Raw genomic sequence first — 19989 nt, forward strand, 5'->3', positions numbered from 1 at the left:
GCTGCTCGACGAGGAGAGGCGCATGCGGCACGATTCCGCCGTGACCGGAGCACAGGACGAGGCGGCGCCGCCCGGGCCGCCGCAGGGCGAGGAGCTGATCCGCGCCCTGCACGACCAGCATGCCGCCGCGCTGCTCAGCTTCGTGCTCCGGCTGGTCGGCGGCGACCGCCACCAGGCCGAGGACGTGGTGCAGGAGACGCTGGTCCGGGCCTGGCGGAACATCCACCGCCTCGAACCGGCGGCCGCCTCGCTCCGCCCCTGGCTGGTGACCGTCGCCCGGCGGATCGTCATCGACGGTCACCGGAGCCGGCAGTCCCGCCCGCGCGAGGTCGGCGACGCCATGCTCGAAGTCATGCCCGCAGAGGACGAATTGGAGAAGGCGCTGCGCCTGATGACCATCTCCGACGCCCTGGACGCCCTCACCGAGCCGCACCGGCAGGTGATCGTCGAGACCTACCTCAAGGGACGTACGGTCAACGAGGCCGCCGCCGTGCTCGGCGTGCCCGCCGGTACCGTACGCTCCAGGGTCTTCTACGCGCTCCGCTCGCTCAAGATCGCACTCGAAGAACGAGGAGTGACATCGTGACGTCCCCGCAGGAGCAGCACCTCGACGTGGGTGCCTACGTCCTCGGGCTGCTCGAACCGGAGGAGATGGCGGAGTTCGCCGTGCACCTGGCGGGCTGCGCCCGGTGCACGGCCGAGGCCGCGGAGCTCTCCGGACTGGAACCGCTGCTGGCGGAGTACGCGGACGCGGTGCGTCCGGTGACCGACCCGGCCCCCGGTGGCGAGCTGCTGGAACGGATGGTCGCCGAGGTGACCGCCGTCCGCCGCACCTCCCGGACCCGTCGGCTCTTCCTGGTCGTGGCCGCCGTCGCGGTCCTGATCGCCGGACCACTGGTCGGCGCCTCGCTCGGTGGGGACGACGGAGCGGGTGCCCCGGTGGCCCACTCCACCAGCCCCGCCCAGGACTTGATGGAGCACGGCACGCTCCGGACCGCCACCGACCGGACCAGCGGGGCGGTCGCCACGGTCGCGCTGGAGGACAAGAAGTGGGGTACCCACGTCGCGCTCCGGCTCGGCGGCGTCAAGGGCCCGCTGTCCTGCTCGCTGATCGCGGTGGCCCGGGACGGCCGCGAACAGACCGTCACCAGCTGGGCCGTCCCGGAGGCCGGGTACGGCACCTCGGCGCAGCAGGACGCCCTGGTCACCCACGGCGGCGTCGGCTTCCCGGCCACCCAGATCGACCACTTCGAGGTCCGCACCACGGAGGGGGCCGAGCTGGTGGCCATCCCGGTCTGACGCCGATGCCCGCCGGGCCGGGCCCGTCCTGATCCCGACGCCCGCGCGGGCCGGGCCGGGGCCGCGGGCCGGGCCCGGACGGGCTTCAGGCGCCGGTCCGTTCGGCCAGCGTCCGGCGCAGCCGGGTCAGCCGGGCGATCTCGGCGTCGAGTGCCGCGAGCCGCCGCTGCACCACCGTGGCGGCGGGGGAGGGCGGCCCGGCGGCGGGACAGGCCGGGGGCGGGTCCGCGGCGAGCAGGTGGAGCCGGTCGGCGCAGTGGCGGACGTCCTCGATGGTGAGACCGAGCGCGAGCAGGCCCCGGACGGCCCGGACCCGGGCCAACTCGGCCGGACCGTACTCACGTTGGCCCGAGGCCGAGCGCGCCGGGGTGAGCAGCCCGCGCTGTTCGTAGAGCCGCAGGGCCCTCGGTGTGGTGCCCGCCGCTGCCGCCGCGTCCCCGATCCGCATCCGCCCGCCTTCCCGCCGCCGGTGCCCGGAGGCTACAACTCGACCACGACGGCGCCGACCTGCCGACCGTCGATCAACTCCCGCAACGCTCCCGGTGCGCGCCCGATTCCGGGGAGCACCGCGTGCGGGAAGGTGATCTCCCCGGAGCGCAGCCAGCCGCCGAACCGAGCCGTCCACTCGGCCGCCACCCCTGGGTGCTCGGTGCCCCGGTAGCCGCGCAGCGAGATGCCGTTGACCACGATCCGGAAGCTGTCCAGCAGCACCGGTGAACTGCCGCCCGCCCGGTCGGCGGCGAACTGGCCGGAGAGCGCGCCGACCAGGGCGAACCGGGCGCCGGCCCGGCCCGCCTGCACGGCTGCCGCCAGCTGCTCGCCGCCGACGGTGTCCACCAGGACGTCGATCCCGTCCGGCGCGGCCCTCGCCAGCTGTGCCCCGAAGGGCTCGGCCGCATCGCGCAACAGGACCGCGTCGTAGCCGAGTTCGGCGGTCAGCCGGTCCGCCTTCGCGGCCGAACCGGTGCTGCCGATCACCCGCCCGGCCCCGAGCAGTCGGGCGACCTGGCCCGCCAGCGAGCCCACGCCGCCGGCCGCGCCGGTCACCAACACCGTGTCGCCGGGGCGGACTTCGGCCAGCCGGGTGAGCGCGCCGTACCCGGCCTCGCCCATCGAGAGCTGGGCGACCGGCTCGGGCAGCGCCGGGTCCAGCGGTGCGCAGGACCCGGCGGGCAGCACGGCGTACTCCCGCCAGCCCGCGTGGTGCGAGACCAGGGTGCCCGGTGGCAGCGCTCCGGCCAGCACCTCGCCGACCGCCGGGCCGAACAGGGTGTCACCGGCGTGCAGTCGGGGGAGCGGCACCCCGTCCACCTCGCCGCCGATCAGTGTGCGCAGACCGGGGAAGACGGCGAAGTACCGGTTCCTGACCAGGACTTCACCCTCCTGGAGGGCCGGCAGCGGGGATTCCGCCAGGGCGAAGTGACGCGCTTCGGGCAGCCCGTCGGGCACGGCGGCCAGCCGGACCTCTCGGCTGTGGGTGGGCAGGGTCGGGCTCATCGGCGACGGCTCCTCGGGATCGGTCCGGAACGGGAGCCGCGACGCTAACCCCTGCCCCGTGGGTCAGGGGCAAGCTTCCTGGCTCACGGGAGGTGCAATTGAAAATGAAAACGCATGTCGTATAGGTTCTCCTTTCACACCGTCCTGCCGGGTGGAGCGAGAGGGAGAGCCGTGGCGCATCTGTTGGTGATCGAGAGCTGGGTCGGGTCCATGAGCAGACTGCTGCCCAGGGCCATTGCGGAGGGCGGGCACCGGTTCACCTTCCTCACCCGGGACCTGCACCACTACCTCCGGGCGGCACCGGCCGACACCACCCACCCGTTGCTGGCGGCCGACAACGTGCTGACCGCCGACACCAACGACCCCGAGTCGCTGCTCCCGTACGTCGAGCGGCTGCACCGGGTGCTGGGCTTCGACGGGGTGGCGTCTTCCTGTGACTACTACCTGCCCACCGTGGCGCTGGTGGCGGAGCGGCTCGGGCTGCCGGGGCCCTCGGTGGCCTCGGTCACGGCGGCCTGCCGGAAGGACCTGACCCGGCGGCGGCTGGCCGAGGAGGGGGTGCCGGGGCCCCGGTTCGCGCTCTGCGGGGACCGGGACGAGGCGGTCGCGGCGGCGGCCGGGATCGGCTACCCGCTGGTGGTCAAGCCGGTCGACCTGTGCGCCGGGATGCTGGTCCGCAAGGTCGACGACGAGCGCGAACTGCTCGCGGCGTACGGCACGTTGGACGAGTTCCCGGTGAATGCCCGAGGTCAGCGGCGGCAGCCCGTGGTGCTGTTGGAGGAGCTGCTCGGTGGGCCCGAGGTGAGCGTCGAGACGGTCTCGTACGGCGGTCGGACCGAGGTGGTCGGGGTGACCGGCAAGAGCATCGGCGGGGCGCCCGCCTTCGTCGAGACCGGCCACCTGTTCCCGGCCGCGCTCGACCCGACGGACGCGGCGGCCGCCGCCGACACCGCCGTCCGGGCGCTGGCCGCGCTCGGGCTGGACCAGGTGGTGGCGCACACCGAGATCAAGCTGACCCCGAGCGGCCCCCGGGTGGTCGAGGTGAACCCGCGCCCGGCCGGGAACCGGATCACCGAACTGGTCCGCCGCGTCACCGGCGTCGACCTGGCGGCGGCCGCGGTGGACGTCGCACTCGGCGCCGCACCGGACCTGACGCACCGTCCGACCGGCGTCGCCAGCGCGGCGATCGCCTTCCTGCTGCCGGAGCGGGACGGCCTGCTGGCCGGTGTCGACGGGGCGGAGCAGGTCGGGCAGCACCCGGCGGTGGTCGAACTGACCCTCGCCGAGCCGGGCCGCCAGGTCCGCCGCGCGGTCAGCAACAACGAGTACCTCGGCCACCTGCTGGCCACCGACCCCGAGGGCGCCGCCGCGCTCGACACCGCCGAACGGCTGCTCGCCCGGCTGGTGCCCCGCTACGCCGAGGAGGCGGTGCGGGCATGACCGGCGCCGTCGACACCCTGGTCGAACGGGTCAACTCCGGTGCGTACGGACTCGATCCGGCGGCCGAGCGGATCGCGCTGGCCTTCAGCACCAGCCAGGCCGTCCGGCACCCGGGCCGGTCGGGCGGGTACCGGAACGAGGTGCTCAGCCTGCGGCTGGGCGCGGCCGTCGGCTCCTGCGCCGTCGAGCCGGGGACGCTGCCGCCCGGGACGCTGGACGACTGCGTCGGCGTGAGCGTCGCCGAGCTGTTGGGGCACCCGGAGCTGGCGGTGCGGATCGCCGCGCTGGACGCCTTCCTGCTGCTGGCCCGCCCGCACGTCCCCGAGCACGGCGCCCGCCCGGTGCCGATCCCGGCCGGGAGTTCGCTGGCCCGCTCCCGGGCCCGGGCCCGCGCGGTGGTCGGGCTGGTCCCGGCCCGGGCCCGGCGGGTGCTGGTGGTCGGCGTGGTCAACTCGCTGCTGGAGCGGCTCCGCGAGCGCGGTACCGCCTACCTGCCCTGCGACCTCAAGGGCGGCCGGACGGAGTGGGGTGAACCGATCCGGACCGAGGCCGGACTCGACGACTGCGACGCGATGCTGGTCTCCGGCATGACGCTCGGCAACGGCAGCTTCGAGACCTTCGCCGAGCACGCCCGGCGCACCGGCAAGCCGCTGGTGATGTTCGCCCAGACCGGCAGCGGCGTGCTGCCCCGGCTGCTGGGCGACGGGGTCACGGCGGTCAGCGCCGAGCCCTACCCGTTCTTCTGGCTGGACGGCGGCCCCGGCACCGTCCACCTGTACGGGGGGCCGCGATGACCACCGCGCTCTGCCCGCCCGGCACGGCCAACCCCGAGCTGCTCGCCCTGCTCGGCCGCACCCCGCTGGCCCGGATCGGCACACCGCTGCCACAGCCGCATCCGGGATTCTGGGCCAAACTGGAGTACCTCGGCGCGGGCGGAATGAAGGCCAGATCGGCCGTCGCGATACTGCGCGGTGCCCACGCCCGGGGCGAACTGCCCGGCGGAGCACCGGTGGTGGAGTCCACCTCGGGCACCCTGGGCATCGGGCTGGCCTTCGCCGGGCAGGCGCTCGGGCACCCGGTGGTGCTGGTGGGGGACAGTGAACTGGAGCCCTCCATGCGTCAGTTGCTCCGCTCGTACGGGGCCCGGCTGGAGCTGGTCGACCGGCCGGCCGAGCGGGGCGGCTGGCAGGCCGCCCGGCTGGACCGGGTGCGCGAGCTGCTCGACCGGATGCCCGGGGCGTACTGGCCGGACCAGTACAACAACCCCGACAACGCGGCCGGTTACCTCTCGATGGCCCGTGAGCTGACGGACCGGCTCGACCAGCTGGACGTGCTGGTGTGCAGCGTCGGCACCGGCGGCCACAGTGCCGGGCTGGTCGAGCCGCTGCGCCGCCGCTGGCCCCGGCTCCGGGTGATCGGGGTGGACTCGGTCGGCTCGGCGATCTTCGGGCAGCCCGCCAGACCCCGGCTGATGCGCGGCCTCGGCAGCAGCATCCACCCCCGTAACGTCGGCCACCGGCACTTCGACGAGGTGCACTGGGTCGGCCCGGCCGAGGCGGTGGACGCCTGCCGGCGGCTGGCCAGGGGCAGCTTCGTCAGCGGCGGCTGGAGCACCGGGGCGGTCGCGCTGGTCTCCGCCTGGGCCGCCAGGGCGCAGCCCGGCGCGGTGGTCGCCACCGTCTTCCCGGACGGGCCGCACCGCTACCTGGGTACGGTCTACGACGACGACTGGTGCCGGGCCCGCCGACTGCCCGCGCCGGTCCCCACGCCGGTGGAGATCCTGCACCCGGGTGCCGTCGAGGTGACCGGCTGGGCCCGCTGCCGCACCGTCGTCGACCCACTGGACCCTCCGAGGGAGCCCCGACCGTGAGACTCGACCTGCGCGTGGTGGAACTCCGGCTGACCGAACCGCTGCGGATCTCCCGCTCCACCATGACCTCCCGCGACGCGGTCGAGCTGACCGTCCGACATGGTGGGGCGAGCGGCCACGGCGAGGTGGTCGCCAGCACCTACCTGGGGCTGCCCACCGGGGAGATCCTCCGGCACGGCCGGGCCCTGGACCTGCTCCGCTACCCCGACCCGGAGACCGCGCTGAGCGAACTCCAGTGTCTGGCGGCCCCGTTCGGGGAACTGCCGCCCGGGGTGCTGGCCGGCCTGGAGGCTGCGCTGCTCGATCTGGTCGGCAAGCGCGCGGGCGCCCCCGTACACCGGCTGCTCGGCCTGCCGGGGCCACCCGCCGCCGCCACCGCCCGCACCATCGCCATCGTCGACCCGGCCCGGGCCGCCGCGCAGGCCGCCCGCCTGGCCGCCGACGGCTTCCGGGTACTCAAGGTCAAGGCGGGATCGGCCGATCCGGCGGACGACCTGGCCCGGGTCAGGGCGGTGCGGGCCGGTGCCCCCGAGGCCGAGCTGCTGCTCGACCCGAACGGGGCCTGGACGGTCGCCCGGTCCCTGGCCCTGATCCCGCGGTTCGCCGCGCTCGGGGTGACCGCCGTCGAACAGCCCACCGCCCCGGGGCACCCGGAGTGGCTGGCCGAGGTGGCCGAACGCTCCGAACTGCCGGTGATCGCCGACGAGGACGCGGTCTCCCTGGCGGACGCCGTCCGGCTGGCCGGCCGGGTGCAGGGGATCAACGTCAAGCTCGCCAAGTGCGGCGGCGTCGCGGCCGCGCTGCGGATCTGCGCCGCCCTGCAGGGCAGTGGCACCGAGGTGATGCTCGGCTGCCTGACGGCCAGTTCGCTCGGCATCGCCCCCGCCGTGCACCTGGTCGACCGGGCCCGCTGGGTCGACCTGGACGGCCACCTGCTGCTCCGGCACGACCCCTGGCGCGGCATCGGCGGCACCGACGGCGTGGTCCGGACCACCGACCGGGCCGGGCTCGGGGTCGTCCCGGTGCGGACGCTGCCGTCGTCCCCCGGGCACCCTCAGCCGCCCGGCGGTGGCGTGTCCGGCTCCCGCAGCACGGTCAGATAGCGTTCCCTGGGCAGCAGTTCGGCCCCCAGCGACCGGACGTGCGGACTGTCCCACTGGGCGTCCAGCAGCCGGCCGCCGACCGCCCCGAACCGGGTGGCCAGCTCGGCCAGCGCCAGGCTGCCCGCCCCCGGCCGACGGTGGAACATCGAGTCGAGGCTGAGCACCGGACCGACCCGGATCCCGTACGCTCCGCCGACCAGCTCCTCGCCCTCCCAGACCTCCCCGCTCACCGCCCGCCCGTCCCGGTGCAGTTGCTCCAGCGCGGCCAGCAACTCGTCGGTCATCCACCGGGGTTCACGCCCGGTCCGGCACTCCTCCAGCACCCGGCCGAAGGCCCGCCCGACCGTGCAGTGCAGGCCGGTCCTGCGCCGGGCCCGCAGTCGGGCCACCGGGAGCACCGGCCGGGGGTCGGGCGACCACCAGGCCAGCGCGTACGGGTCGGCGCCGCCGACCAGCGGGGCCCGCCCGCCCGCCCAGCGCGCCTCGTTGAAGGCGGCCAGCACCGGATCGGCCGCCGGGAAGGGGAACAGGCCGGCCCGGCAGGCCCCCAGCAGGGTCGCCGCGTCCAGCACCCCGCCGAACGCCACCGGTCCGTCGGTCGGGGCCTCGCTCAGGTCCAACTCCTGCCACCACACCGCCCGTTCACCTGCTCACGGACGGCGGGTCGAGGTAGCCGGAGCCGATCAGGTGGCACAGGTAGCGGTCCAGCAGCGGCCCGTCCACCGGCGGGAACTCCAGCCCGCTGCCGGCCAGGTCCGCGACCACCCGGGACCGGTCGAAGCGTGGGAAGGTCCGGCGGAAGTACATCTCGCTGACCGTCAGGTCGGGCCGCCCCGCACAGCGGTCCACGAACAGCGGCAGGAACGGGGTGGCCGGGTGCTTGGGGTGCTCGGCGGCGTACCGGGCGAACTCGCGCACCCAGTCCTGGTACGGCAGGTCCCGCACCGGGTACCCGAACGCCCGCAGCCGGGAGGTCAGTTCGCCGATCAGCGGGTGCCGGGGATTGGTCAGGTGGTACGCCTGTCCGGTGGCCTCGACGTGGGTGGCGAGGTAGGTCACCGCGCGGGCGAAGCTGTCGGCGGGCAGGAAGTCCATCGGCAGGTCCACGTCGGGTGCGGAGCCGCTGTCGGCGAACAGCCGGATCAGCGCGCAGATCTCGGTGCTGCTGTTCATCGCGCCGGTGGCCCGGTCGCCGGTGACGTCGTTCAGCCGGTGCGAGACCACCGGGAGCCCCGCCTCGGACGCCTGCCGCAGCAGCTCCTCGGCCACCCACTTGGTCTCCGCGTACCCGACCGAGAGGTGCCCGGGGTACCCGAGCGGGGTGCGCTCGGTGACCTGCCGGATCCCGGCCGCCCCGTACCCGGCCAGCACCGACATGCTCGACAGGTGGTGCAGCGGGATGCCCCGGGAGTGCCCGGCCAGTCGGACCAGCTCGCGGGTGCCACCGACGTTGACGGCGCTCAACTCCCGGTACGGATAGATGAAGTTGACCCGCGCGGCGCAGTGCAGGATCAGGTCGAGGCCGGACGCCAGCTCGGTGAAGCGCCGTTCGGTCAGCCCGAGCAGCGGCGCCCCGAGGTCGCCGGTCTCGGGCACCACCCGGCCCGGGGCCGTCCCGTCCAGCGGGTCCCGGAGCAGGTACCGCAGGCCGGCCGCCCGGATCCGCTCCAGCGCCTGCCCGGGGTCGGTCTCGCGGACCAGGCAGTGCACGGTGGCGTCGGTCTCCCGGAGCAGGGCGTCCAGCAGGTGCGAGCCGCAGTAGCCGGTGGCTCCGGTGAGCAGGATCGCGCCCGGCCGGCGCCAGTTCGGCGGCGGGCCGCCGTCGGACCGGATCGGCACCCCGAGTTCGGCCTCGGCGGCGAAGTCGGGCGGCGGGTCACCGGGCGTCAGGGTGCCGGCCCGGGCCGCCTGGGTGTTCCCGGCGAACGCCGCCAGCGTCGGCTCCTCCAACAACGCCCGGGTGAGCGCCCGGAGTTGGCCCACGCCGATGCCGAACATGATCCGGGCCCGGGCGAGCATCTCGGTGGCCAGCAGCGAGTCGCCGCCGATCCGGAAGAAGTCGTCCCCGGGCCGTACCTGCGGCAGGTCCAGCAGCCGGGCCCAGAGCTCGGCGACGCCGGTGCCGACCGGGGTGAGCACCCCGGTGGTGGTCGGCACCGGCGGGGGAGCGGCGGACAGCAGCAGGCCCTTCCGGTCCACCTTGCCGTTGTGGTCCAGCGGCAGTTCGGCCACCTCGTCCAGCCTGGCCGGGAGCATCCAGCGGGCCAGCCGCTCGGCCAGGAACCGGCTCAGCTCCTCGGCCCGGACCGGGGCCGAGGCGGTGTAGAAGGCGGCCAGCGTCCCGCTCTCGGCCACCACGGCGGCCTGGTCCACCGCCGGGTGGTCGGTGAGCGCCGACTCCACCTCGGCCGGGTCGACCCGGTAGCCGCGGATCTTCACCTGCCGGTCGATCCGGCCCAGACACTCCAGCTCGCCGTCCGCCCGCCACCGGCCCAGGTCCCCGGTCCGGCACATCCGGGCGCCCGGCTCGGCCGCGAACGGGTCCGGCCGGAACAGTTCGGCGGTCCGCCCGGGCTGCCGCCACAGCCCGAGCGCCACGCCGGGGCCGCCGAGGTAGATCTCCCCGGGCCGCCCCGGCGGGACCGGCCTGAGCTGCTCGTCCAGCAGGTGCACGGTGGCCCCGCCGACCGGCCGCCCGATCGGTGCCGGGGCGCCGACCGGGCCCACCAGCAGCTCGGGGTGCAGCTCGCAGAGGGTGGAGGTGATGGTGGTCTCGGTCAGCCCGTAGGCGTTCATCAGCCGGACCCCGGGCCGGCGCCGGAGCCAGCGCCGGCAGTCCGCCGGCCGGACGGTGTCGCCACCGACGATGAGCAGCCGCAGGTCACCCGGCGGCGCCGGGTCCCGCTCGGTGGCGTTCTGGAACTGGTGCCAGTACGCGGGGGTCAGGTCCGCCACGGTGACCCGGTGGTGGGCGAGCCGGTCGGCCAGCTCGGTCGGCGCGCACCCCCGCCGGTCCGCCAGCACCAGGGTGGCGCCGCCGACCAGGGTCGCGAAGACCTGCTCTAGCGAGGTGTCGAAGCCGAGCGCGGCCAGTTGCAGCACCCGGTCGGCCGGGCGCAGCCCGTACGCCGCGACCAGCGCGGTCAGCACGGTGGCGAACGAACGGTGACCGACCAGCACGCCCTTGGGCTCACCGGACGATCCGGAGGTGTAGATCAGGTACGCCGGGTCCTCCGGCCCCGGGGCGGGTAACGGCCCGTCCTGGTCGGTCCCGGGCCGGTCGAGCTCGTCGTCGACCACCATGGTGTGTTCGGTGAGCCAGCCGTGGTCCCGGTCGGTGAGCACCGGCTCGGCCCCGGCGTCGGCGATCAGCCGGTCCAGCCGGCGCCGGGGCAGCGCGGGGTCGAGCGGCAGGAACGCGGCGCCGGACTTGAGCACGCCGAGCAGGGCGACCACCATGCCGGGGGAGCGGTCGTGACAGACCGCCACCGTCCGCCGGGCCCCGACGCCGCGGCCGCGCAGCCGACGGGCCAGCAGATCCGAGCGCCGGTCCAACTCCGCGTAATCGAGCGAACCGTGTTCCGAAATCACCGCAGGGTGACCGGGAATCAGCCGGGCCCGGGCCCGGACCAGCTCCGGCACGGAAAATTCCGTGGATTCCCCGGAATCCGGCCTGATATCCGTCCACAGAGCGTCGACGGCCGCTGTACAGTCGGCCAACACCGCTGGTGGTCCCACCTGTTGCCAGCCCGACGGCAGCTCGCGGAGACTCGGCCAGATCGAGTACTGGCCGTGCGAGTTCAGTACCGTCACCTGCAATTCACGATCAGCCACCTGTGCTCTCCCGGTGTGCTTCGGACCCGCGGTGAACTGTTCTTCGAATATACGCCGTCAGGTATTCTGGTCAGGATTCCATTCGGCTCCCGCCCAGAGGCTGCGATGACCAGATGGCGATGGCCCTACCCGGCGTTCGTCTTCCTCGGCTGGATGACCCTGCTGACCGCGCTGTACTACACGCACCCGGATCAGCGGATCATCTGGTGGACCGGGATCGGCCTGAGCGGTGTGGTCGCCATCGTGCTCGGCGTCGTCCGCAACCGGCCGGCCCACCCGCTGCCCTGGTTCCTGCTCGCCGCCGCGAACCTCAGCTTCACCGCCGGCGAGGTCGCCGAGGTGGTGCAGACCGAGATCCTCCAGCTGGTCAACCCGTTCCCGTCCATCGCGGACGGCTTCTACCTGCTGACCTTCCCGCTGTACGCGGCCGGGCTGCTGCTCTTCATCCGCCGCCGGAGCGCGGGCCGGGACCGGGGCAGCCTGCTGGACGCGCTGACCTTCACCGCCGGCCTGGCGCTGCTGGTCTGGATCTACATCGTGCTGCCGTCCGCGCAGAACTCCGAACTGACGTGGGTTCAGAAGGCGTTCTCGATCGCCTACCCGCTCGGCGACATCCTGGTCCTGGCCATGCTGGTGCGGCTGTTGGTGCCACCGGCGCCGCGCAGCTGGTCGCTGCGGCTGCTCACCGTCGGCACCCTCGGCATGCTGGTCTCGGACGTCATCTTCGGGCTGATCCAGCTGCACGGGACGTGGCGGATCGGGACTCCGGTGGACCTCGGCTGGGCCGCCTTCTACACCGCCTGGGGCATTGCCGCGCTGCACCCCTCGATGGTCACCATGACCCGCCCGGCCCCGCGCCGGATGCTCGAGGTGGCCCGCGGCCGGATCGGGCTGCTCGCCGTCGCCTCGCTGATCGCCCCGGCGATGCTGATGCTGGACGCCTTCGTCGGCGACACCAGCAACGTCGGGGTGGTGGCCGCCTTCTCCGCGCTGATCTACCTGCTGGTGCTGGCCCGGCTGGCGGGCGTGGTGCGGACCCACCGGAAGGCCGTGGCCCGGGAGCGGGTGCTCCGGGTGGCGGTCAGCTCGCTGGCCGCCGCCACCCGGGTGGACGAGATCACCAGTGCGCTGCGGGCGGCCGGTGCCGCGCTGCCGCCACCCGACCCGGGCCGCCGGGTGCTGTTGGGGCTGAGCGACCAGGAGGGCGGGGTCAGGTTCCAGCCGCCGCACGGCCGTCCCGACGAGTGGCCGCCGTTCCGGGTGCCGCGGGCCGTCCGGCTGCTGGCCGCCACCGGGCGCAGCCACCAGTGCCGGCCGGCCGAACTGGGGGCGGAGCTGGCGTCGGTGCTGGACGGCGCGGACCAGGCGCTGGTCTGGCCGCTGGCCCTGCGGGAGCGGCCGACCGGCGATCCGCTGATCGGGGTGCTGATCGTCGGCGGCGACGAGGAGGAGCTGTTGGCGCTCACCGACACCGTGGGCTCGCTCGCCTCGCAGGCGGCGCTGGCGCTGGAGCGGATCACGCTCAGCGAGGAGGTCAACCGCCGCAACAGCGAGGCGTACTTCCGCAGCCTGGTGCAGAACGCCTCGGACGTCATCCTGATCCTGGACGAGGGCGACCGGGTCAGGTACGCCTCCACCTCGGCGGACCGGGTGCTCGGCTACCCCGACCTGGTCGGCACGCCGATCGGGTCGCTGGTGCCGCCGGAGGAGAGCCTCTCCGTGCTGGGTGCGCTGGACCAGATGCGCCGCGGCCCCGCCACCCGGGAGCGGCGCGAGCACTGGCGGATGCTCCGGCACGACGGGGTGGCGATCGAGGTCGAGGTCAGGCACAGCGACCTGCGCGGCGACCCGACCGTGGCCGGGTTGGTGCTGACCCTCCGGGACGTCACCGAACAGCGCCAGCTGGAGCGCGAGTTGAGTCACCGGGCGTTCCACGACGCGCTGACCGGTCTGGCCAACCGGGTGCTCTTCCACGACCGGGTCAACCAGGCGTTCCGGCGCGGGGTCAGGGGCGGCCGGGCGGCCGGGGTGCTGCTGATCGACATCGACGACTTCAAGGTGGTCAACGACGCGATGGGCCACAGCGTCGGCGACGAACTGCTGGTGGCCGTCTCGCTGCGGCTGTCCACCATCGCCCGGGCCTCGGACACCGCCGCCCGGCTCGGCGGCGACGAGTTCGCCGTGCTGATCGAGGACGCCCTCACCCCGGCGGACGCGGAGGGCTTCGCCGAGCACGTGATCCGGGCCTTCGACGAGCCGTTCCGGCTCAGCGTCGGCCCGGTGACCGTCTCGGTCAGCCTGGGGGTGGCGACCACCGACGACAGCGTCGACTCCACCGAGCTGATCACCCACGCGGACCTCGCGCTGTACGCGGCCAAGGGCTCCGGCAAGCGGCAGTGGCGGCGCTTCCAGCCGGTCCTGCAGGAGGGCATGATCGAGCGCCACGAGCTCCAGGAGAGCCTGTACGGGGCCGTCGCGGACTCCGCTTTCCACCTGCTCTACCAGCCGATCGTGGAGATCGGCAGCGGCACCCTGGAGGGCTTCGAGGCGCTGGTGCGCTGGCCGCACGCCAAGCGCGGGATGGTCCCGCCGGAGCAGTTCATCACGCTGGCCGAGGAGAGCGGGCAGATCGTCCCGCTCGGTGCCTGGGTGCTCGGCCGCGCCACCGCCGAGGCGGCCCGCTGGCAGCAGGTGACCGGCACCGGCGGGTCGCTGTACGTGAGTGTGAACGTCTCGGCCCGGCAGTTCCGTGACCCGGGCTTCGTCGAGGTGGTGCTGGCCGCGCTGGACGGGTGCGGGATGGAGCCGGAGTCGCTGGTGCTGGAGCTGACCGAGAGCGTGCTGATGCAGCGGGACGACCGGGTCAGGTCCGACCTGACCGCGCTGAGCCGGCTGGGGATCAGGCTGGCGATCGACGACTTCGGCACCGGGTACTCCTCGCTCAGCTACCTGCGGGAGTTCCCGATCACCATCCTGAAGATCGACAAGTCCTTCATCGACGGCCTGGAGCGCTCCCCGCAGCAGTACGCCCTGGTCGAGGGCATCACCCGGATCGCCGAGACGCTGGGGGTGCGGGTGATCGCGGAGGGGATCGAGACCGCCCGGCAGCGCGAGCTGCTCGGTGCGATGGGCTGCCCGCTCGGGCAGGGCTACCTGTTCTCCCGCCCGATGGACCCGGACCAGGCGGAGGCCCTGATCCGCAGCGGCCGGGCGTACGCGGAGCTGCCCCGGACGGTCTCCTGACCGAGCGCCGACGGCCGCTGAGGAATACCCCACGGGGGTATATGGTTCGGGTGTCCGAAGGGACGACCGAGCACGGGGAGAGCCGATGAGCCACGAGCACGCGCAGCACGGGCACGACCACCACGACCGCCACGACCACCACCCGCACCAGGGGCACGCCGGGGCCGGCAGCTGGCGGAACGCCGCGCAGGCGACCCTGCACTGCCTCACCGGCTGCGCCGTCGGCGAGATCCTCGGCCTGGTGATCGGGACGGCCCTCGGCCTGCACACCGGCGCGACCGTGCTGCTCTCCGTCCTGCTGGCGTTCGTCTTCGGTTACGCGCTCACCATGCGCGGCGTGCTGCGGGCCGGCCTGGACCTGCGTGGCGCGTTGAAGGTCGCGCTGGCGGCTGACACCGTGTCGATCGTGGTGATGGAACTGGTGGACAACGGCGTCATGGTCGGCGTTCCCGGAGCGATGGACGCCGGTCTGGACAGCCTGCTGTTCTGGAGCTCGCTGGCCTTCTCGCTGGTGGTCGCCTTCGTGCTGACCGTGCCGGTGAACCGCTGGCTGATCGCCAGGGGCCGGGGCCACGCCGTGGTCCACGCCCACCACCACTGAGCATGAACACCAAGCCGAACCGTCGTGTCCCGCTCGCCGCAGCCGCGCTGCTCGCGAGTGCCCTGCTGCTCACCGCCTGCGGCAGCGGCGGTGGTGGCCACGACGCGCACAACGCCGCCCCGGCGGCCACCGGTGCGAGCACCGGGAAGGCGTACAACGCCGCCGACCTGGCCTTCGCCCAGGGCATGATCCCGCACCACCGACAGGCGCTGGAGATGGCCGAGTCGGCCGCCACCCGGGCCGGCTCGCCCGAGGTCCGGCAGTTGGCCGCCGCGATCCGGGCGGCGCAGGACCCGGAGATCGCCACCCTGTCCGGCTGGCTGACCGGGTGGGGCGAGCAGGTCCCGCAGCCCGGCGCGGCCGGAGCGCACGCCGGTCACGGCGGCGCCGGGGCGGCGGGCATGATGACCGAGGCCGAGCCGGCGGGGCTGAAGGACGCCACCAGGGTGGCCCTCGACACCGCCTTCCTGAAGCTGATGACGGCGCACCACACCAGGGCCGTCGAGATGGCCAGGACCGAGCAGGAGCAGGGGAGTTATGCCCCGGCGAAGGAGCTGGCGGGGGCGGTGGTCAGCGGTCAGAGCGCCGAGATCGAGCAGATGCGGAAGCTGCTCGGCGGCACCGCGGCCCGCTGACCGACGGGTCGTCAGCGGCCGGACTGTCGGGGCCCCGTGGCAGAGTGAGGTCCATGACCGAAGCTGTGAAGGGCCCCGCCAGTTACTTCCCGTCGATCGAGCAGAAGTACGGCCGGCCGATCGCCGAGTGGCAGGAGCTGATCCGCGCCTCGCCGCTGACCAGGCACCTGGAGCTGGTGGGCTGGCTCAAGGCCGAGCACGGTCTCGGCCACGGGCACGCCAACGCGCTGGTCGCGTACACGCTGGCGGAGGACGGCAAGCGCTGACCGTCCCGCGCTGCGGTCACCCGAGCGGGTGGCCGCAGCGCAGGTTCCACCGGCCGGCCCGGCCGGTCAGTTCGGTGGCGGTGAGCGGCGGTACGTCGATCCGCCAGAACGCCTGGGCCGGTACGGCGAGTGCGTGCACCACGGCCGCCCGGATCAGCTCGGGTTCGGCCACCGCCAGCACCGGTCCGTCCGGCAGCGCGGTCAGCCAGTCGGCGGTCCTGGCGCAGAGCGCGGTCAGCGACTCCCCGCCGTGCGGTGCGGCGTCCGGGTCGGCCAGCCACTGCCCGACCGCCTCCGGTTCGGCGGCCGCCACCTGGTCCAGGGTCAGGCCCCGCCAGCGGCCCATCGACCACCCCGCCGGGCCTGCCGGGCCGGTGAGCCCGAGCGCCTCTGCGGTCTCCCGGCAGCGTGCGGTCGGGGAGACCAGCACCGCCCCGTCGGCGCGGACGCTCCCGGCCGCCGCCTCGGCCCGGCTCCGCCCGACGGCGTCCAGCGGCTCCCCGTCCTCGAACCGGGCGCCGCGCAGCGCCGCCCCGATCGCCGGTGAGATGAACATCACCCGTACCGTCATCCGTCCCGCTCCCTCTGCTCAACTGCTGGTCACCGGTGCCGGATCGGCCGCCTCCCGGCGCATTCGGACGAACCGGGCGCCGCCTCGCGCTCCCTTGGCTGCCTCCCCCGAATGGCGGTACGGTTCGCAGCGACATGACGACGGCAGGACGGAAGCCGGTGAGAACCCGGCACGGTCGCGCCACTGTATGCCGAGCAGCACCCCGCCCGAGGGCGGGAACTGCCGGTGAGTCAGACCCGAGGGTCGTCGTCCGAGCTCCAACGACTGGGACGCGCGTTCCCCAAGGAGGTCCTGCCATGGCTCAGGCCATTGTCTCTCCCGTCACCGAGGTCACCGAGACGCTTCCGATCCGGGCCCTGCTGCCCTGGGCGGTCTTCCTCGGCACCCTGATGCTGGTGCTGCTCTACTTCGTCGGTGCCGAACAGGGCGCCACCTCCGTGTTCTCCGGCGCCTCCGTACACGAGTGGGTCCACGACGGTCGCCACCTGCTCGGCTTCCCCTGCCACTGACGGAGAACACGTACATGCCTTCCACCACCGTCAGAAACCTGCTGGTCCGCGGCATGCTCGCGGGCCTGCTGGCCGGCGTGCTGGCCTTCGCGTTCGCCTTCCTGGTGGGTGAGCCGTCGGTCGACGACTCGATCGCCCTGGAGAGCGCCGCCTCCGCGCCGCAACACGTGCACGGCGGGGACGCCGCCGCCGCCCCGGCGGCTCCGGCCGCCGAGGAGGAAGAGGAACTGGTCAGCCGGTCGATGCAGTCCACCTTCGGGCTGGCCACCGGCGTCCTGGTCTACGGCGTCGCGCTCGGCGGCATCGCCGCCATGGTGTACTGCTTCGCGCTCGGCCGGATCGGCCGCTTCTCGCCCAAGGTGACCGCTGCCCTGGTCGCGGCGGCCGCGTTCACCACCGTGTACCTGGTGCCGTTCCTCAAGTACCCGGCCACCCCGCCCGCGGTGGGCAACCCGGACACCATCGGCAAGCGCACCACGCTGTTCTTCCTGATGATCCTGCTCAGCGTGCTGCTCGCGGTCGCGGCCGTCATCCTCGGCCGCCGCCTCGCCCCGCGCCTGGGCAACTGGAACGCCTCGGTGGTGGCCGGCCTCGCCTTCGTGGCCGCCGTCACGCTGGCCTTCGTGCTGCTCCCGGGCAACGGGGACGCCATCAAGGAGACCTTCCCGGCCGCCCTGCTGTGGAAGTTCCGCCTCGCCACCCTGGGCCTCCAGGCCGTCCTGTGGACGAGCTTCGCCCTGCTCTTCGGCCACTTCGCGGAGCGCCTGCTGGCTCCCCGCCCGGCCACGGTCACCCCGCCGGCCACGGCGGTCCCGGCCGCCTGACCCACCGTCACACCCTCTCGGGGCCCGCCGCACGCGCGACCGTCGGCGGGCCCCGAGGCGTGTCCCGCCCTCCTCGCGGGAGGCGGGACCGCGCCGGTCAGCTCTTCTTGCGCAGGCCCAGCAGGACGTCGACCGTCAGGAAGGCGGCCAGCGAGATGCCGAGCAGCGGGAGGAACCAGCCGACCGCGACGGCGCAGCCGGCCAGGGCCGCGGCGGCCTTGGGGGACTGCCGCCAGGCGCCCGCGGGGTAGGGGCGGCCGAAGGCGCGCGGGCCGGGTCGGCGGTGCCACCACATGCGGTAGCCCAGCAGGGTCATCGCGACCAGGCCGGCCGCCAGGGCGATCAGGGCGAGCTGGTTGGCCAGGCCGAAGGTGACGCCCATGTGCAGGTCGATGCCGAAGCGGGTCAGCTTGGCGCCCAGCGGGTGGTCGGCGAAGCGGAGTTCGGAGGTCACCGCGCCGGTGCCGGGGTCGACGGCGACCTGGTCCAGCCGGACCGGCCACTGCTTGTCGATCTCCTTGACCGCGTAGGCGCTGCCGGCCCCCTTCGGCGGGACCAGCTCGACCGGCCCGTCGATGCCGGCGGCGGTGGCGGCCGCCATCACCCGGTCGACGCCGACCGGGGCGGCGGGCGCGGCCGGAGTGCCGGCGTGGCCCTCGTGCGCCGAGTGGTCGCCACCGCCGGTGGCGGTGCTGAGCGCGGGGGTGGTCCAGCTCAGCGAGGTGCGGAGCCCGTCGATGTGCTCACCGGCGTAGGTGGACCAGGTGAGGCCGGTGGCCGAGAGCCCGAGCAGGCCGACGGCGGCCCAGAGGCCGATCGCACCGTGCCAGGAGAGCGCCCGCCGACGCCCCGTCAGCCCGCCCTCGGGGCGGGCGTACCGCTTGCGGCGGCGGCCGAACCAGAGCGCGAGCCCGCCGAGCACCACCACCCAGAGCCAGCTGGCGGCGAGTTCGCTGTAGATCCGGCCGGGTTCACCGAGCTGGAGGTTGGCGTGCAGCTTGGACAGCCAGGCCCGGAACGGCAGCGCTCCGGAGCTGCCGTAGCTCTCCAGCGCGCCGCGCACCTCGGCGGTGTACGGGTCGACGAAGACCGCGAGCTTGAGGCCCTCGTCGAGGGTCGGCACGTTCAGCAGCACCTGGGTGGTGGCCGCCGGGTCGTCGGAGGTGCGGACCAGCGCGAAGGTGCCGTCGGGGTGGGCGGCGGTGGCGGCCTCGATCTGGCGGGACAGCGGCAGCGCGGTCCCGCCGACCCGGGAGACCGTCAGCTGGTCCGCGTAGACGAAGCGTTCGATCTGGTACGAGCCCGCGTACAGCAGCCCGCTGACGGCGGCGACCAGCAGGAACGGGGCGATCAGGATGCCCGCGTAGAAGTGCAGGCGGAGCAGCAGGGGCCGCAGCCCGGCCCACGTGGAGGGTGCGGCGGTGGGCGCCGCGGTGGGCGGTCGTTCGGTTTCGGACAGCATGGAAGCAGCTCTCTCCGGCTCGGGAGGACGTGCGTGCGACGGCGCGGCACGACAGGGTGAAGGTCCGGCCGCAGGTGCGGAAGAAGGCACGGCGGACGGACCGGCGGCACCCGGGAACGGGCGCGGCCGTACGGCCGGTCGGCCCCGATGGGCGCCGGCGCTACGAGCAGGAGAGAGCGGGTGGCCCGCGCCGCGAGACGGCGGTCGAGAGCAGCAACAGCAGCGCGGGCGCCGGGCGGTACCGGAACGTCAGGCTGCGCGGCCGGGGGAGGGCGGGCACCGCGGGTGCGGCGGTGACCAGGCGGATCAGCCGGCCGCCGAGGGCGACGGCCGCGCCGAGCAGCAGCCCGGCCAGGGCGTGTTCACCCTGGGCCAGCCACCAGGCGCAGAGCAGCGCGAGCACGGCGTGCACCAGGAGCATCTCCGGCTCCATCGACAGGTGCCCGACCGGGGCGGAGACGGCCTCCGGCATCTCGTGCGCCATGCCGTGGCCCGGGCCGTGCGCCATGCCGTGCCGGTGCACCGGCTGACGGTCCGGCACCGCCCCCAGCCCGAACAGGTGGTGCAGCCCGTACTGGGTGGCGAAGCACGCCCCCAGCAGCGAGCCGAGCCCCCGGCGCCGCCCGGCCAGCAGGTAGCCGCCGCCGGCCGTCAGGCCGACCGCGAGCCCGAGCGTCCCGGCCTGGACCGGGGCCCCGCCCGCCAACCGGTGCACACCGAGCGACGCGGCCGCGCACACCGCCGCGAAGGCGAGGGCGCGGAACGCGCGGAACGGAGGCTGGCCGGTGTGCACCCGGGAAGGATGACAGACCTGACGCCCGGTCGGCAGAGGGGG

General features: G+C 74.4%; 19 protein-coding genes, 1 pseudogene and 1 riboswitch. Of the genes and pseudogenes, 12 read left to right on the forward strand and 8 right to left on the reverse strand.

Going from position 1 to position 19989, the window contains the following annotated elements; translation table 11 throughout:
* Nucleotides 1-22: 22 nt before the first annotated feature.
* Both OHV05_RS27110 and OHV05_RS27115 read left to right on the forward strand, forming a co-directional pair.
* Nucleotides 23-586, forward strand: coding sequence for a sigma-70 family RNA polymerase sigma factor (locus OHV05_RS27110; protein WP_405019969.1), 564 nt, complete (start codon nt 23-25; stop codon nt 584-586).
* Nucleotides 583-1299 (forward strand): zf-HC2 domain-containing protein, encoded by a 717-nt coding sequence (locus OHV05_RS27115; protein ID WP_405019970.1) that lies wholly within the window; start codon nt 583-585, stop codon nt 1297-1299. Before OHV05_RS27110 ends, OHV05_RS27115 begins: the two co-directional genes overlap by 4 nt.
* A gap of 85 nt (nt 1300-1384) precedes the next feature.
* Here OHV05_RS27115 and OHV05_RS27120 read toward each other — a convergent pair whose 3' ends face one another.
* Nucleotides 1385-1747 (reverse strand): MerR family transcriptional regulator, encoded by a 363-nt coding sequence (locus OHV05_RS27120; RefSeq protein WP_405019971.1) that lies wholly within the window; start codon nt 1745-1747, stop codon nt 1385-1387.
* A gap of 32 nt (nt 1748-1779) precedes the next feature.
* Nucleotides 1780-2796, reverse strand: a complete 1017-nt coding sequence (locus OHV05_RS27125; protein WP_405019972.1) for a zinc-binding dehydrogenase — start codon at nt 2794-2796, stop codon at nt 1780-1782.
* A 171-nt stretch (nt 2797-2967) separates the two neighbouring features.
* On the opposite strand from OHV05_RS27125, the gene OHV05_RS27130 reads away from it, so the two are divergent.
* From OHV05_RS27130 to OHV05_RS27145, 4 genes are read left to right on the forward strand one after another with little or no spacing between them, the layout of a single operon-like run.
* Nucleotides 2968-4236, forward strand: coding sequence for an ATP-grasp domain-containing protein (locus OHV05_RS27130; protein ID WP_405019973.1), 1269 nt, complete (start codon nt 2968-2970; stop codon nt 4234-4236).
* Entirely contained in the window at nt 4233-5030 is a 798-nt protein-coding gene (locus tag OHV05_RS27135) for a Rossmann-like domain-containing protein (RefSeq protein WP_405019974.1), read from the forward strand. Before OHV05_RS27130 ends, OHV05_RS27135 begins: the two co-directional genes overlap by 4 nt.
* On the forward strand, nt 5027-6106 hold the full coding sequence (locus OHV05_RS27140; RefSeq protein WP_405019975.1) for a PLP-dependent cysteine synthase family protein: 1080 nt from the start codon (nt 5027-5029) through the stop codon (nt 6104-6106). The genes OHV05_RS27135 and OHV05_RS27140 overlap by 4 nt, the downstream gene beginning before the upstream one ends.
* Nucleotides 6103-7209 carry an enolase C-terminal domain-like protein gene (locus OHV05_RS27145; protein WP_405019976.1) on the forward strand — a complete coding sequence of 369 codons (1107 nt, stop codon included), beginning with the start codon at nt 6103-6105 and terminating at the stop codon, nt 7207-7209. The genes OHV05_RS27140 and OHV05_RS27145 overlap by 4 nt, the downstream gene beginning before the upstream one ends.
* On the opposite strand, the gene OHV05_RS27150 is transcribed toward OHV05_RS27145, so the two are convergent.
* The 3 genes and pseudogenes from OHV05_RS27150 to OHV05_RS27160 all read right to left on the reverse strand — a co-directional run.
* The gene (locus OHV05_RS27150) at nt 7161-7844 is read right to left on the reverse strand and encodes a leucyl/phenylalanyl-tRNA--protein transferase (protein ID WP_405019977.1); all 684 of its coding nucleotides are present in this window, start codon (nt 7842-7844) and stop codon (nt 7161-7163) included. The genes OHV05_RS27145 and OHV05_RS27150 overlap by 49 nt on opposite strands.
* 7 nt (nt 7845-7851) lie before the next feature.
* Entirely contained in the window at nt 7852-10851 is a 3000-nt protein-coding gene (locus tag OHV05_RS27155; protein WP_405021557.1) for an amino acid adenylation domain-containing protein, read from the reverse strand.
* Nucleotides 10852-10914: 63 nt separating this feature from the next.
* A pseudogene (locus tag OHV05_RS27160) lies at nt 10915-11043 on the reverse strand (MbtH family NRPS accessory protein); the annotation flags it as partial.
* A gap of 105 nt (nt 11044-11148) precedes the next feature.
* Here OHV05_RS27160 and OHV05_RS27165 point away from each other — a divergent pair.
* From OHV05_RS27165 to OHV05_RS27180, 4 genes are all read left to right on the forward strand, one after another.
* Nucleotides 11149-14286, forward strand: coding sequence for an EAL domain-containing protein (locus OHV05_RS27165; RefSeq protein ID WP_405019978.1), 3138 nt, complete (start codon nt 11149-11151; stop codon nt 14284-14286).
* An 85-nt stretch (nt 14287-14371) separates the two neighbouring features.
* Nucleotides 14372-14887, forward strand: coding sequence for a DUF4396 domain-containing protein (locus OHV05_RS27170; RefSeq protein ID WP_405019979.1), 516 nt, complete (start codon nt 14372-14374; stop codon nt 14885-14887).
* Between the two features lie 2 nt (nt 14888-14889).
* Nucleotides 14890-15522, forward strand: a complete 633-nt coding sequence (locus OHV05_RS27175; RefSeq protein WP_405019980.1) for a DUF305 domain-containing protein — start codon at nt 14890-14892, stop codon at nt 15520-15522.
* A 53-nt stretch (nt 15523-15575) separates the two neighbouring features.
* Nucleotides 15576-15788 carry a DUF4287 domain-containing protein gene (locus OHV05_RS27180; RefSeq protein WP_405019981.1) on the forward strand — a complete coding sequence of 71 codons (213 nt, stop codon included), beginning with the start codon at nt 15576-15578 and terminating at the stop codon, nt 15786-15788.
* A 16-nt stretch (nt 15789-15804) separates the two neighbouring features.
* On the opposite strand, the gene OHV05_RS27185 is transcribed toward OHV05_RS27180, so the two are convergent.
* The gene (locus tag OHV05_RS27185; protein WP_405019982.1) at nt 15805-16359 is read right to left on the reverse strand and encodes a histidine phosphatase family protein; all 555 of its coding nucleotides are present in this window, start codon (nt 16357-16359) and stop codon (nt 15805-15807) included.
* Between the two features lie 150 nt (nt 16360-16509).
* Nucleotides 16510-16595, forward strand: a riboswitch (cobalamin riboswitch).
* Between the two features lie 60 nt (nt 16596-16655).
* Here OHV05_RS27185 and OHV05_RS27190 point away from each other — a divergent pair.
* The gene (locus OHV05_RS27190) at nt 16656-16868 is read left to right on the forward strand and encodes a CbtB-domain containing protein (RefSeq protein WP_403039306.1); all 213 of its coding nucleotides are present in this window, start codon (nt 16656-16658) and stop codon (nt 16866-16868) included.
* A 14-nt stretch (nt 16869-16882) separates the two neighbouring features.
* Nucleotides 16883-17692, forward strand: a complete 810-nt coding sequence (locus OHV05_RS27195) for a CbtA family protein (protein ID WP_405019983.1) — start codon at nt 16883-16885, stop codon at nt 17690-17692.
* 97 nt (nt 17693-17789) lie between these two features.
* Here OHV05_RS27195 and OHV05_RS27200 read toward each other — a convergent pair whose 3' ends face one another.
* Together OHV05_RS27200 and OHV05_RS27205 are read right to left on the reverse strand one after the other, a co-directional pair.
* Entirely contained in the window at nt 17790-19154 is a 1365-nt protein-coding gene (locus OHV05_RS27200; protein ID WP_405019984.1) for a PepSY-associated TM helix domain-containing protein, read from the reverse strand.
* Nucleotides 19155-19314: 160 nt separating this feature from the next.
* On the reverse strand, nt 19315-19947 hold the full coding sequence (locus tag OHV05_RS27205) for a hypothetical protein (RefSeq protein ID WP_405019985.1): 633 nt from the start codon (nt 19945-19947) through the stop codon (nt 19315-19317).
* Between the last annotated feature and the right edge of the window lie 42 nt (nt 19948-19989).

Origin of the sequence: Kitasatospora sp. NBC_00070, from assembly GCF_045041205.1 — a bacterium.
In the GTDB taxonomy this organism is placed as follows: domain Bacteria; phylum Actinomycetota; class Actinomycetes; order Streptomycetales; family Streptomycetaceae; genus Kitasatospora.

Bases quoted from the DNA above. Each gene is read 5' to 3' on its own strand.
- OHV05_RS27110 (WP_405019969.1), top strand. From the start codon at position 23: ATGCGGCACGATTCCGCCGTGACCGGAGCACAGGACGAGGCGGCGCCG.
- OHV05_RS27120 (WP_405019971.1), bottom strand. From the start codon at position 1,747: ATGCGGATCGGGGACGCGGCGGCAGCGGCGGGCACCACACCGAGGGCC.
- OHV05_RS27125 (WP_405019972.1), bottom strand. From the start codon at position 2,796: ATGAGCCCGACCCTGCCCACCCACAGCCGAGAGGTCCGGCTGGCCGCC.
- OHV05_RS27135 (WP_405019974.1), top strand. From the start codon at position 4,233: ATGACCGGCGCCGTCGACACCCTGGTCGAACGGGTCAACTCCGGTGCG.
- OHV05_RS27140 (WP_405019975.1), top strand. From the start codon at position 5,027: ATGACCACCGCGCTCTGCCCGCCCGGCACGGCCAACCCCGAGCTGCTC.
- OHV05_RS27165 (WP_405019978.1), top strand. From the start codon at position 11,149: ATGACCAGATGGCGATGGCCCTACCCGGCGTTCGTCTTCCTCGGCTGG.
- OHV05_RS27170 (WP_405019979.1), top strand. From the start codon at position 14,372: ATGAGCCACGAGCACGCGCAGCACGGGCACGACCACCACGACCGCCAC.
- OHV05_RS27175 (WP_405019980.1), top strand. From the start codon at position 14,890: ATGAACACCAAGCCGAACCGTCGTGTCCCGCTCGCCGCAGCCGCGCTG.
- OHV05_RS27180 (WP_405019981.1), top strand. From the start codon at position 15,576: ATGACCGAAGCTGTGAAGGGCCCCGCCAGTTACTTCCCGTCGATCGAG.
- OHV05_RS27185 (WP_405019982.1), bottom strand. From the start codon at position 16,359: ATGACGGTACGGGTGATGTTCATCTCACCGGCGATCGGGGCGGCGCTG.
- OHV05_RS27190 (WP_403039306.1), top strand. From the start codon at position 16,656: ATGGCTCAGGCCATTGTCTCTCCCGTCACCGAGGTCACCGAGACGCTT.
- OHV05_RS27195 (WP_405019983.1), top strand. From the start codon at position 16,883: ATGCCTTCCACCACCGTCAGAAACCTGCTGGTCCGCGGCATGCTCGCG.
- OHV05_RS27200 (WP_405019984.1), bottom strand. From the start codon at position 19,154: ATGCTGTCCGAAACCGAACGACCGCCCACCGCGGCGCCCACCGCCGCA.